Origin of the sequence: Gimesia aquarii (assembly GCF_007748195.1) — a bacterium.
GTDB classification, from domain to species: Bacteria; Planctomycetota; Planctomycetia; order Planctomycetales; family Planctomycetaceae; genus Gimesia; species Gimesia aquarii.
In genome coordinates, this window is record NZ_CP037920.1 from 3,948,123 (window position 1) to 3,961,107 (window position 12,985).

A 12,985-nucleotide genomic window follows, 5' to 3' on the forward strand; every position below is an offset into this window, starting at 1 on the left:
CCCTGGTCTGACAATCCAGTGAGAGATTATACTGAATTTGCATCGGGGACTCGAACGAGTCGAACTAAAAATAAAAAAGGGGCGAAAAGCTGCCTCCTCGTACACCTGGAATAAACCATTGTGGGCTGCTTCGGTTAAGATCTGACCCGGTCAACGACTACCCCACCATACTCGGAGACAGCTTCTCGCCCCCTCATAGATAGCGAATTAACGCTTGGACCATGCATTATGAAGCTAATTTCTCAAGCGTCAAGCCACTGACATTTGAATTCCGGAAGTGAATCGTCGAAAATCACAAAAATCCGTTCACAACCCTCACTTATGCATCAGAAACCGAACATGAATCTATTTCAGACACCTCCCCAGACAATCACCGACATTCAGGTCGCTATGAAAGCAGGGCAACTTTCTTGCCGTGAACTACTAGAAACCTGTTTCGAACAAATCAAACAAAAAGAACCACTCCTGCACGCCTGGGCCTATGTCGACGAGGAATCTGCGTTCCAGCAAGCTGAAATTCTTGACCAAGAATTGAAACAAGGCAAATGGAGAGGTCCATTGCATGGCATCCCCGTTGGTATCAAAGACATCATTGATATTAAAGGTATGCCTACCAAAGCCGGTTTTCCAGAACGCGAAGATTCCCCCGCTATTCGGGATGCGACAGTCGTCGAAAACCTGCGAATCGAAGGCGCTATCTTTCCCGGTAAAACTGTGACGACACAACTAGCCTGTTTTGACCCGCCTCCCACACGAAACCCCTGGAATCAGGAGCATACTCCCGGTGGTTCTTCCAGCGGGTCAGCCGCTGCTGTCGCCGCAGGTATGTGTCTGGCAGCCGTCGGAACACAGACAGGCGGATCGATCATCAGACCTGCTTCGTTCTGTGGAGTTGCCGGCTTGAAGTCAACTTATGGTATGGTCGATCGCCAAGGTCTGATTCTACTTTCCGAGCATCTGGATCACATCGGCCCTATCGCCCATACCGTAACAGACCTGGTGATGATGCTGGATGCGATGACGGATCAAGCGACATACCTTCCACTGTTAATTGAACCGGTCAAAGAGGCTCCACGGATCGGCTGGCTCTCCGATTTCTTCGAAAGCAGAGCCGATGAAACAATGTGTCAGGCGATGACAACAACGAGACAGAAACTGGAAGCCGCTGGAGCGAGAGTCAAAAATGGTGAATTGCCCGCAGAGTTTGCATCGATTCTCGAAAACCATCTCAGTTTGATGCAATATGAAATGGCTCAGAATCTGGGAAAAGACTATGAGCAAGAGCCAGATGCTTACGGCACCGCCATCAGCCAGGTTCTGGACGCGGGTAGGGCAGTCACCGATGAAATGTATCAGACAAGCTTGAACTATCAAAATCAGATTGCCCCTCAAATGAGAAAACTCTTTTCCAGATTCGAAATTTTAATCTCACCTGCTACTGTTGGGGCTGCGCCTGATATCTCAACGACGGGTGATCCGAGCCTGAACGCCCCCTGGAGTATGACCGGTTTTCCGACGATTTCCATTCCCGTCACTGTCACAGAACAAGGAATGCCGCTGGCGATTCAAATCACAGGACACCCCGATAAATTTGACGATCTCCTACTCGCTGCTCAATGGTGCGAAGACATTTTGCGTCCTGGTTATTTGGAAAAAATCTCTCCATAAAAAAAGAGCATTACCAATTCTCGCTGGTAATGCTCTTTGAATTAACATTTTCTAGACGTTATGTCACTTACGACTTAACTACAATCCCGTTTTTTCCCGGTTCGGGATCGACTTCCGGTGTTGCATTTCGCTCAGGGATGCGATCGTTTACATCGTATGCCAGCCCCACAGCCCGCAAGAGCTTGATCGACCACCAGGTAATATCAAATTCCCATTTACGGTGACCGGCGGGTGCAACAGAAGGATGAGCATGGTGATTGTTATGCCAGCCTTCGCCGTAAGCAACGATGGCAACCCACCAGAGATTTTTCGACTGATCTGTCGTTTCGTAATTGCGATAGCCCCACAGGTGTGTTGCAGAATTCACGAACCAGGTTGAGTTGTAGACAAATGCCATACGGGCACATAAGCCCCAGAGCAACATTGACCAGCCCATATAATTGCCCCCCATAGCATAGCCGATTCCGTACATCGCAAAACCAGAGGCAACCAACCAGAGAGGATACGTCTTTTCGAAGAACTGAATCATCGGGCGATCTTTAAAATCGGGAATATAGTGTTCCGCGAATTTGTCGTTGATTTCTTTACTACGATAGACGAACAACCACAGAATGTGAGACCACCAGGTTCCTTCAAAAGGGGAATGGGGATCACCGTCCTTGTCTGACTTTTGATGATGTAACCGGTGTGTGGCAGCCCATGTTAATGGGGAACCTTCACCCGACAACACTCCACACAGTAAAACAAAGAATTCTGCAGGTGCTTTCAACTTAAAGGATTTGTGTGACATATAGCGATGAAAGCCCAGACAAATACCGATACTGGCTGTCGCCCAATGCAGTACCAGACAAGTGACGATTGCCTGCCACGAAATGAAAAAGAAGGCGGCGACGGCACCCACATGGATTCCAATCATCCACAACAGGACAACCCAATCCACATTACTCCATTTCAAATTTTCCTTGTGAAACTTGGCAAGAATCTGCTCACGTTCTTCACGTTTTTTTGATTTCGTGATTTGCGGTGAAACAGCCGAGTCTTTTTCAACAGGTTCCTCCAGGGTGACACTCGACATCGTGGCCTCGCTATTTGATTAGGTGCTTCAATGATTCATATTCAGGGAATGAGCATTTTGCTCCTTCCCACATTTCAGCAGAATTCTATCAATGAGGTCGGAATCCGTTGTCTGGTAAGCGTCATAGAACTGTCAAAATTGTGTCAAAGTGAAAAATAGATTGAAAATTCAGAGGAACAACGCCCAGAAAACAACGTTTGTTCACAGTTTTACTCTGAAGATTCCTCTGGCATAAAGCGATAGCCAGCACCACGCACGGAAACAATATACACGGGTTCCGCGGGATTCGTCTCAACCAGCTTGCGTAATCGCAGAACAAAATTGTCAATCGTACGTGTTGTGACATAAGCGGATTGCTCCCCCCAGACGTCTTCCAGGATTTGAGAGCGGGTGAGTACCATACCTTCATGTTCAATGAAATACTTAAGTAATCTCAATTCAAGATTTGTCAAGCTCTTGCGTTCCTCTCCGACTTCAATCTCAAACGACTCAAAATCGACGGTCACATTGCCAAAATGATACAGGGCCGGCAACGTTTTTGACGTGTTTGTCACTGGCTGAATCAGGCTTTTTCGCTTTAACAAATTTTTGACCCGGCTGAGTAATTCGGGCAAAGCAAATGGCTTCGTCATATACTGATCGGTACCGCAGTCAAATGCATAGGCTTTGTCTTCGCTCAGTTCGCGTGCGCTGAGGACTAAAATGGGAACGACTTCATCAATTCTGCGAATCTCCTTGGCAATTTCGTAACCACTCATGCCAGGTAACATGAGATCCAGAATCACAAGATCAATGTTGTCTTGATCTGTTTCATAACACTCTCTGAAGTAATTGAGGGCAGTCGGGCCATCTTCTGCAGTGAGAACAGTATAACCTTCCTGTTCGAAGTTGAATTTCAATCCCTGCGAGAGTGCTTTTTCATCTTCAACAACCAATAGTTTCATGATTCCGCGCTCCCGGGTAAATCGATGGCAAACACACTCCCAGACTCATCCAGGCGATCATGCACTGTTACCTTTCCTCCCAATAAATGTACTAAAGTTTTCACAATATACAGTCCCAGACCCGTACCTGTTTTCCGCCTCTCAAGTTCACTTTCGCCGCGGTAAAAGATTTTAAAGATATCTTTGCGAATTTCAGGATCAACACCTTCCCCATTATCCATAATGCGGGTGATTACACGACCGCCTTTACTTAATCGAACTTGAACCAAAATCCGAGGCTGTGCACTACCATATTTAATGGCGTTGTCGATCACATTGCGAAAGATCATTTCCAATAAAATACGTCGCGAGTGAATGACGGTGGGCTCAAAATCAAACTCAAAAATTTGATCCACTTCCAAATGACGTCGGTTGCATTCCACGCGTGCACAATGCCTGATTAATGGTTCAAGTGCAATATCTTCCGGATCGGACTCCATGCCTAACGCATCCAGGCGTTTGACTTCCAGCAACTGGGAGATTAAATGATCTAGTCGCTCCAGCTCGACTTTCATCGTCTCATAAAATTCGCCGCGTTTCTCCTCTGACAACGAATGCAGTTGCAGCGTTTCCAGATAGAGTTTGAGAGAAGCAATGGGAGTTTTCAATTCATGGGTCACACTATCGATAAAATCAGACTGCCGCTGGTTCAGACGTACTTCTTTAATTGTCAGGATCAAATAGAAAGTTAATCCAACCAAAATCAATGCAAACACGACGGTACCGATCGTCAAAGCAGTCCACCAATAGATTTGGGCGGCCAGCACGATCCAGAACACCATCAATGCGATGTTCAAAGACATCAATACCACACTCAGGGTAATCGGCAGTCGCAAACGACCACTGCGCACCTTGCGCATCAGCTTCAAGGCCTTACCATTTCCAGAACGCACCTGCGTCTCAACAACAGAAGTTTCATCCTGCTGTCGATCATCAATTTGTTGATGTCCAGTGGATGACACCATACTTTCCTTACTCTGAGTTTTCGATTTTGCCACGATCAATCATGCGCCTTAGAGTATTGATTCGTTACTATGCAATGCATGCCCACTTACAAACACACTTATCACACCAGCTTCGTTTGATACTTACCAGTATATCTAAAAATAATGATGGGGAGTATGAACAAAACAACAATTCCCTGGAACTTCAATACCTGTCTTTTATGAGAATCATGGCTGAAAACAAAATAATTGCAGCTCAACATTCAGATGCTTGCCAGCCAAAGAATTTTGTAATTTTTTGATGAATCTCTTTTTCTCCAGGAATATTTCCACTTTTCGAAGCCTCTAAAAGAGTGCGGTTCAGCAACTGAATACAGTGGTTTATGAGTGCCTTCTCTCTGCAGTTCAGCGCATCAGGACTATCAAATGGAATTCCTCGCAACAGAGTTACTGTACCGTATTGGTGCCGATCTAACTGTCGTAATTCATTTCTCTTTTGTAATGTTTGTTCTATTAGGACAAATACTGATTCTCATCGGTGCGCTGGCAGGATGGAAGTGGGTTCGTAATTTCAAATTCCGCATGATCCACCTTGTTTCCATCCTATTCGTGGTGCTCGAGTCACTGGTGGGAGTGACTTGTCCTTTAACAACATTCGAAAAATGGCTGCGCGAACAGGCGGGTGAAGTCAGCTATCAAGGCGATTTTATTGCAGCCTGTGTTCATGAAGCCTTGTTCATGGAAGCACCTCCCTGGGTGTTTACACTCTGCTATAGCCTATTTGGTCTCTTTGTGTTGATCACGTTTTTTCTTGCTCCTCCTCAAAGAGCGAAAAAGCAAGAGGTCGCAAAAGAAACTTAAAAATCTCATCTCATTCAGTGATTCACGCTATTTTTAGCTAATTACCACTATTTCAATTTTTCGCTCGATGTCGTAAACTCTGGAATATCACGAATATTGACTCACGACATCATCAAGAGTAACCACCTTAGTGAAAACAGAGCGAGAAATAGAAAACATGTCAGGACTAGAAAACAAAAATATCGTTGTTTCCGGTGGAGGCACTGGAATCGGGGCCGCCTGTGCTTTGAGTTTAGTCAAAGCAGGTGCCAATGTCATGATTGGTGGCAGACGTCTTGAGCCACTTGAAAAAACAGCTGCAGAAGCAGAAGGAAAAATCAAATGTCATGTGCTGGACGTTGCTGACCGTGAGAGTGTCTCAATGTTCTTCGCGGCTGCAAATCAGCAGTTAGGCCAGATTGATATTCTCGTACATTGTGCAGGTATCAACTGTCGTGACCGTTCCATGGAAGTCGTCTCACCTGAAGACTGGGACCGTTTAATGAACGTGAATGCGACTGGTGCCTTCAATTGTATGCAGGCTGTACTGCCCCAAATGCGAGAGCGCCAGGACGGCCTGATTATTAACATCTGTTCTGTGTCTGGAATTCGGGCTGGTCTGTTAGGGGGAGTTGCCTATAATGCCTCTAAATTCGCGATGACAGCGCTCGGTACGACGGTCGCTCAGGAAGAAAAAGACCGTGGAGTACGCATCTCCACAATCTATCCAGGTGAAGTGGAAACCCCGATTCTGGATGATCGACCTGTTCCCGTCAGTAAAGAACATCGCGCCAAAATATTACAACCGGAAGATGTTGCTGCTGCAGTGATGATGATTTGTCATCTTCCTCCACGTGCTCATATTCCTGATTTAACCATTAAACCCACAACAGCCGCTTTTGTTTGATCAGTCCCAGGTCGAGAGCGTTCTGCAGGACAGAACAGAATGAAGAGTGATTTGGAATTTCCGCCATTTATTCCACACCGGTTTTATCGAAATCCGCATCTGCAAACGATTGTAGGGCAATTTCACTCGCGCATTAAAACCAGTTATCAGGCCGAGCAGCACAGTTGCCGCTTGCCTGATAATGACCTGCTGATCCTGCACGACGATTGTCCCGGTAATTGGATGGTGGGAGATCGTGTTGTCATTTTACTACACGGTCTCTCGGGGTGTCACGGCAGCTCCTACATGATTCGCATGGCGCACAAACTCAATCAAAAGGGAGTGCGCGTTTTTCGGATGGATTTACGAGGTTGCGGGGCAGGGACCGGATTAGCAAAATCTCCCTATCATGCCGGCAGCTTCCTGGACTTGCAAGTTGCTCTTGAACGCATCGAGTCGTTGTGTCCTCGTTCCCCCATCGGTATCGCGGGCTTTTCACTTGGTGGTACAATCACCCTGAATTTTTTGGGTAGATACGCTACTTCTTCTGATTTAGTAGACCGCGCAGTGGTCCTCAATCCGCCAGTTCAACTATCCGAAAGCGTCAAGGTCTTCGGCAGACCCTTATTTGGACGCTACCAACGGCACTTCGTCAGTAATCTGATTAAACATGTCCGGAAATCACATCTCTTTAAAGAACATACACATAAGATTTCCGGAGAGAATTACCCCAGGAGCATGCTCGCTTTTGACGATCAATTCACGGCACCGCTTGCCGGGTTTGAATCAGCAGAAGATTATTATTCACAATGCAGTCCTGCAGAAGTCCTGAAAGAGATCAGTGTCCCCACATTAATCATCTCAGCACAGGATGATCCTCTGGTTCCTGTCACAACTTATCAGGATGCATTGGAAAATTTGTCAGATCACGACAAAGTGACTCTGCACTTGACCAGACATGGTGGCCACCTGGGTTACATCTCCGGTCCTACATCGGACCCCGACCCGCGCTGGTCAGACTGGCGCATCATGGATTGGCTGCTCTGTGAATCACCTGAAAGCCTGGCAGGCCAAATTCGGGAGCGCTCTCGCCAACCGCTTGCACAGTCGGCCTGATTACAAGATGCGAAACAGGGCCGTATGCTAATGTGCGGCCGGTGCTTCATTCTGGAATGCACGTGCACGGTAGAGGAACTCGACGATATTTCCTTCATGCGGCTGTAACCAGTTCAGTGCATTTGTCTTGATTGGCCCGATGTTGAGCCGATCAATATGAGTCGCATCGAGCAACTGCTGGGACCATTGCTGGTCTTCGGTAATCGCCGTGCATACTAACGTTGGCCCGATTTTCTTCAACATCTCTTTTTGATCGCATTGAACAACCGATGCCATCGGAAACATGTACTCCGTATTTGCCAGGGTGGCATCCGTATTCGCACAATGCACAATCGTCGGTCTGAGGTAATCGCAACGTTCCAGCTCAATGAGCCGCTCGCCGTCCCGGTATTTCGCAGTCACCTCAGTCACACCCGGTTCACTTAAGCCGGTTTCAATTTGACCGTTCATTGCTTTGGCAGCACCAGTCATTGTGAAGGCAGCCAATGGTGCTTCAGGATCGGTCATCGATGTTGGTCCGGCTGGTCCGATGCGTTTTGCAATCGCATCGGCAATCGCTTCGCTATGTCGTGATGCCCAAACGCTGGAGGCATTAATACAACTACGACCGCCGTTCTGGAAAATACTATCCACCATCAAGTCCAGATAGTCTTCCCAACGGTCGACCACATCGTCACCCAACAGAATCTTACTGAAACCGGGACCATGTGCCTGGACGTTCGGATTTCCTTTATACTTATCAATGGTCTGCTGACCACCGAATAACATCACCCGCTGGCATAGCTCAGTGACTGTCGATCCGACATCATGCGGTCCCGGATAAACGGAAATGCATTCACGGGGAATACCAGCCTGATAGAAGGCTTCGGTCATCCGATAGGGAGTCCAAGGCTCAGACGATCCCGGCTTAAGCACAAGTCCAACCTGCATCGGCAGAATTGGCATCCACAATGTATGCACCCCAGGGGAGTTTGAAGGCAATACGAGACCCAGAACTGGTGAATTCGCCTGATAACTCATCATCACGCCGCGTTCTTCTTTGCCGTATCCGCGAGTTAAAATATCCAGCGGCAAACCGCGTGTTAGGGAATCGAGAATCGATTCCATATTCTCCAGCACGAAGGCGATCTTTTTCATGTTCCCAGCACACATCCATTCTGGCATTCCAGTACTGGCAGATTGAATGCGGCAAAATTCTTCAGGTGTCTGCTTTCCATTCCCTAGAGGAAGCTCCGCTGTCATATAAAGATTGGCAGCGTTCTTGCAAATTTCGAGCAGTTTTGAGCAGGGAATTTCACGCAGCAAATCGCGGGCACGCTGTGCTTTTCGCATGTCCATTTTGACCAGACCCGCGTTGGCCTGATGGACTTTGGCCAAAGGTTCGCCCGTTTCAAAATGGACGACTTCCTGTTGATCAAAACTTTCGTAAGGTTTTCCCCAGCGAAGTACAGGTATTTCCAACACGACGGCTTTCCTTTGTGAATAGAATGCGAGTCAAATGCGATCTCGCATTAAGGCAAATGATTCAAAACTTAATAGGGTCACTCGCAGACGAACCGCAATTTGACTGACAAGACAGACATCAGCAAATCAGATCGCCAATACATATGAGTTGATTAGTAAACGCCTACAGTCGTTGACTGGGCAATCTTATGGTAAGGACGCACGCCACTCACACCATCCCACGGATATTTCGCATGAGGTACTTCACGTTCGCCTTCATCTCGTTCCAGAAAGCCGGGGATAAACAATTCTTTGGTCATCGTGAACAGTTTCACGCGGCCTGTTTCACCGTAACCAACGACTTTTGTATGATCGTCAAAATCTACAACACGAATCACAGCTCGCGGCTGCGGTGCGTAGTAAGTAATTTTATAGTCATCAGCGGGATCAAAGGGACGACCGCAAGCCAGCCCCATTAATGTGTTTCCATAGGTCGGGGTAATGTAAACGTTTTCTCCCAGCAATTCTTCACGGGCGAAACGATACCATTGCTGCGTGAATTCGGTTCCACCGCAGAAGATACCTTTGATACCGGCTTCTTCAATGCTCGAACCTTCGTCCATCAGCCGCATCGCCAGCGCTTCGAGTAGCTTCGGAGTGGTAAACATGCATTTTATGTCATGACCGGCTCCTAAAATCGCCATTGCCTGATCGATGACATGAGCGCTGTACTCTTTGACTTCATCAATCTTACCCTTCTTGATCAGCTTGACCACCCACCGCGGATCCAGATCGACACAAAATGAAATCCCATCGCGGTATTGTGCGAGATGTTCGACAGCCAGTCGCAGACGGCGCGGACCAGAGGGACCGAGCATTAACCAGTTGGAGCCTTTAGGGAACGACTCATCGGGCAGGGTGTCGCTGAAATTTTCATAGTCAATGCGGAAATCGTCAATCACGACGCGCGACTTAGGAATTCCCGTGGTGCCACCGGTTTCAAAGACGTAGGTCGGTTTCCCGAGTAGTGCTTTCGGGATCCAACGGTCGACGGGTCCGCCCCGTAATTCATCGTCTTCAAACAAAGGAAACTTGTTTAAATCTTCGAAACAGTTTACATCGGTCAAAGGATCGAAATCAAACCCCTTGGCTTTTTCCAGCCAATAAGGGGAACCGGTTTCCGGACTGAAGTGCCACTGAACAGACTCACGAGTATGAGCATCTAATGCTTCCTGATTCTGTTTTACCAATTCGTCGAGGTTGTTGTTGTCTGTCACTGCGGGAATTACTCCAAACAGGGAAGGAAAAGCGGCGGGGAACACGACACGTTCACCAGGAAACGTGTACTCAGATTTCATTTTAGAGCATTCAGCCTGATTTTCAACTAAGGAACCCAACGACTATTTGGGAACAGTATAAACCGCTGGGAAACTTCAGTGAAAGTAGGTAGAAAAGAAAGCAAATCCGCAATTTTTTGCGACGAATGAAGTTAACCCGCATTTTGATTACATTGGGTGTACGACACGAATTAGATACAGCAGACACGATGCATCCGCCTCATGGAGAAAATAGGGCGATTCCACCGCAAATCAGGTCTGCCAATTGACAGTAGTATAGAGTATGGTAGAATTTCTTATGCTGTTGTTGGACCGGTTCTCAGTGCGGCTCCTCATTTCCTGTGAGACTCTCATGGATTTTACCGATACGTATTTTCGTAGATTTCGAATGGAGATCGATTTATACAAAGCGCGCCTGGAAGATACCGAACTCCCCAGCGGGTATCGCTGGTGTCCCTGGGAACTCACCACCGTCGATCGGCATGCGATCGTCAAATACCACAGCTTCAAATCAGAATTGGATGCCAAGGTGTTTCCCTGTCTCGGCGAGTACGAGGGTTGCCACAAATTGATGACCGATATTTCTCGTCAGCGCAACTTTCTGGCGATGGGCACCTGGCTGATTACCTGGGACGGCATGGGGAATGAAGATCCCGTCGACTGTGGAACGATTCAAGCCATCGTACCCAGTAAGATCATGGGCGCGGTTCAGAATGTGGGCATCACCCCCAAACATCGGGGCATGGGGTTGGGCCGAGCCCTGGTCAATAAATGTTTGATCGGATTCCGCGAAGCGGGTATGAAACGTGTGTACCTGGAAGTCACCGCCGACAACGAACCTGCGATCAACCTCTATCGCTCAATCGGTTTTCGCCTCACACGGACTCTCTACAAACCAAGTCAGCACGTGGAAGCCCCCTCCTATTAAAGAGGAACTCATCGGTAAGGCAGCTTCTTTCCTCCTGACCTTACCCTTTGATTAAGAATGGTTGTTGGCTGGCTTTGCTATATAACTCTTTCCATTCTTTAGAGCCGTCGTTTGGAACCAGACGTGTATCGACACCACGTTCGAAGAAGGGAACCTTTCCTTCCTGCCCTGCGGTGAGTACAAAATTCACTTCGCCCGTGTTACCGAAATACATCTTCCGGCCATCTTTCCATGTCGTTTCAATTAAACGAGGCGGGTCCGGACGGGCGGACGGTTTTTTGACGCGAAGTTTTTCAATCAAATCTCGATCCAGTTCATAGCCCAGTCCTGGCTTATCGGGAACTTTGGCAAATCCATCTTTGACGACAATCGGTTCGGTTAACAGATTGTGCTTGTAAAGCTGGTGACAATTCACTGCTGGCCATGTCGCATGGCTCAGAACTCCACCAAAGTGCAATGAGAAAGCAGCGGTAATTCCCGTGCCGACTAATTGTAACCAGAACGGTTTGTTTGCCATCGCAGCGACCGCTCCGGCGGCCATCAGCTCACTCGCTCCGTGACCAATCACGAAACCATCGCAGATGTTTTCGCGAATCGCAATCAGCGGACTGGGGATCCCATAATGCATGGCGATATTCACATCGGTGGCCGCCATCAACTTTTTGTTTCCAGCGATGTCGGTTTGAAATATCGGAGACTCAAAAATATCGACCTGCGGGAACTCGGCCAGATCTTTCAGAATCGGAATCGCCCGCTTGGCATCGAGCAAGGTATCGTTGAAGTCCATGTCGATTTTGAAGTTCGCGGGAACGACTTTGCTCGCCTCTTCGACTTGCGCCCAGACATCAAACCATGGACGGCCTTTGGTTTTGTAGGACATATAGCCCTGTTTATAAGCTTCGGCACATTCCAGAGCCATGTCTTTGACTGAAGTGTCGATGTTCCACCAGGAGAGAGGAGTCTGTTCATTAATCTTCTTGCCCAGCAATGCATGCACGGGCACCTCGGCTGCTTTCGCGACCGCATCGAAGAGAGCCATTTGCAGACCGGCTCCCAATTCGTCATCCCACATTAACTCGGCGGCATTCTTGCCTTGCGCCTGCTGCACGGCTTCGTCGGACGTCGCATTCCAGGTATAGTAGAGCAGGGTCTCTCCGAAACCGACATGGCCCGATTTTAAATGCACTTCGATAATTTCGGTATAAGCCCAATGCGGCAATTCACGCGCCATGTTCCGGGCAGGCACTTCCCGAAAAGGAACTTTCACCGTGGTGCGCTCGATGCGTTCGATTTGCAAATGCTTCTTAGCGACTCGCTTTTCTGCCGCCTGCACAGAATGGAAAATCGTGGTCAGAATTCCGGAACCTGCAACGCCGGCCAGACTGGTTGCCAGAAATTTTCTTCGGGAGATTCGGTTCGTTGTAAACATTGTCATCGATTGATTCTGTGCGTGCACCAAATGATTCCTTGATTCGGGATTCCCCATTTGGGTTGAACTGAGTCGAGCCTGGACCCGCTCCAGACCTGTTTCACTTCCCATCCTAACATCGCGTCCCCCCCTTGCGTCCAGCGCCTGGCGATTTTTTCTGGTATTTTTTGCCACTGCGGAAGTTCGAAGCTCATACGGACTCTGTACAAATCGAGTCGGTAGATTCCGTCTTCTTCTTTGTGAATCAAACTACCAATTCGCTCTGGCAATCGCTAAGATCGCAAAGTTAATATTGATATTGAAATGGGTTCGCAGGAGGCAACGGGCCACCACAGG

The 12,985-nt window shown here is 48.0% G+C and carries 12 protein-coding genes; 5 read left to right on the forward strand and 7 right to left on the reverse strand.

The annotated features are described in order from the left end of the window. Window positions 1-339 precede the first annotated feature (339 nt). Window positions 340-1,668 (forward strand): amidase, encoded by a 1,329-nt coding sequence (locus V144x_RS15285; protein ID WP_197998448.1) that lies wholly within the window; start codon window positions 340-342, stop codon window positions 1,666-1,668. A 67-nt stretch (window positions 1,669-1,735) separates the two neighbouring features. Here V144x_RS15285 and V144x_RS15290 read toward each other — a convergent pair whose 3' ends face one another. The 3 genes from V144x_RS15290 to V144x_RS15300 form a co-directional block, all read right to left on the reverse strand. After that, entirely contained in the window at window positions 1,736-2,743 is a 1,008-nt protein-coding gene (locus tag V144x_RS15290) for an acyl-CoA desaturase (protein ID WP_144985999.1), read from the reverse strand. Between the two features lie 209 nt (window positions 2,744-2,952). Then, a complete protein-coding gene (locus tag V144x_RS15295) occupies window positions 2,953-3,687 on the reverse strand; it encodes a response regulator transcription factor (RefSeq protein WP_144986000.1) in 735 nt (244 codons plus the stop codon). After that, complete coding sequence (locus tag V144x_RS15300; RefSeq protein ID WP_232102537.1) at window positions 3,684-4,691, reverse strand: sensor histidine kinase; 1,008 nt, start codon at window positions 4,689-4,691, stop codon at window positions 3,684-3,686. Before V144x_RS15300 ends, V144x_RS15295 begins: the two co-directional genes overlap by 4 nt. A 405-nt stretch (window positions 4,692-5,096) precedes the next feature. On the opposite strand from V144x_RS15300, the gene V144x_RS15305 reads away from it, so the two are divergent. The 3 genes from V144x_RS15305 to V144x_RS15315 all read left to right on the forward strand — a co-directional run bounded on the left by V144x_RS15305 (window position 5,097) and on the right by V144x_RS15315 (window position 7,512). After that, entirely contained in the window at window positions 5,097-5,531 is a 435-nt protein-coding gene (locus tag V144x_RS15305) for a DUF2784 domain-containing protein (protein WP_144986001.1), read from the forward strand. Window positions 5,532-5,688: 157 nt separating this feature from the next. Then, window positions 5,689-6,417, forward strand: a complete 729-nt coding sequence (locus V144x_RS15310) for an SDR family oxidoreductase (protein WP_144986002.1) — start codon at window positions 5,689-5,691, stop codon at window positions 6,415-6,417. Between the two features lie 39 nt (window positions 6,418-6,456). After that, entirely contained in the window at window positions 6,457-7,512 is a 1,056-nt protein-coding gene (locus V144x_RS15315) for a YheT family hydrolase (RefSeq protein ID WP_144986003.1), read from the forward strand. Window positions 7,513-7,539: 27 nt separating this feature from the next. Here the strand turns inward: V144x_RS15315 and V144x_RS15320 are convergent, their stop codons facing one another. After that, window positions 7,540-8,976 (reverse strand): aldehyde dehydrogenase family protein, encoded by a 1,437-nt coding sequence (locus V144x_RS15320; protein WP_144986004.1) that lies wholly within the window; start codon window positions 8,974-8,976, stop codon window positions 7,540-7,542. 152 nt (window positions 8,977-9,128) lie between these two features. Further along, complete coding sequence (locus V144x_RS15325; RefSeq protein ID WP_144990933.1) at window positions 9,129-10,232, reverse strand: phenylacetate--CoA ligase family protein; 1,104 nt, start codon at window positions 10,230-10,232, stop codon at window positions 9,129-9,131. A gap of 343 nt (window positions 10,233-10,575) precedes the next feature. Between V144x_RS15325 and V144x_RS15330 the strand changes: the two genes are divergently transcribed. Continuing rightward, on the forward strand, window positions 10,576-11,220 hold the full coding sequence (locus V144x_RS15330; protein WP_232102539.1) for a GNAT family N-acetyltransferase: 645 nt from the start codon (window positions 10,576-10,578) through the stop codon (window positions 11,218-11,220). 40 nt (window positions 11,221-11,260) lie between these two features. Here the strand turns inward: V144x_RS15330 and V144x_RS15335 are convergent, their stop codons facing one another. Further along, window positions 11,261-12,676 carry a mandelate racemase/muconate lactonizing enzyme family protein gene (locus V144x_RS15335; protein WP_232102540.1) on the reverse strand — a complete coding sequence of 472 codons (1,416 nt, stop codon included), beginning with the start codon at window positions 12,674-12,676 and terminating at the stop codon, window positions 11,261-11,263. After that, complete coding sequence (locus V144x_RS15340; RefSeq protein ID WP_144986006.1) at window positions 12,652-12,843, reverse strand: hypothetical protein; 192 nt, start codon at window positions 12,841-12,843, stop codon at window positions 12,652-12,654. Before V144x_RS15340 ends, V144x_RS15335 begins: the two co-directional genes overlap by 25 nt. Window positions 12,844-12,985: the final 142 nt, after the last annotated feature.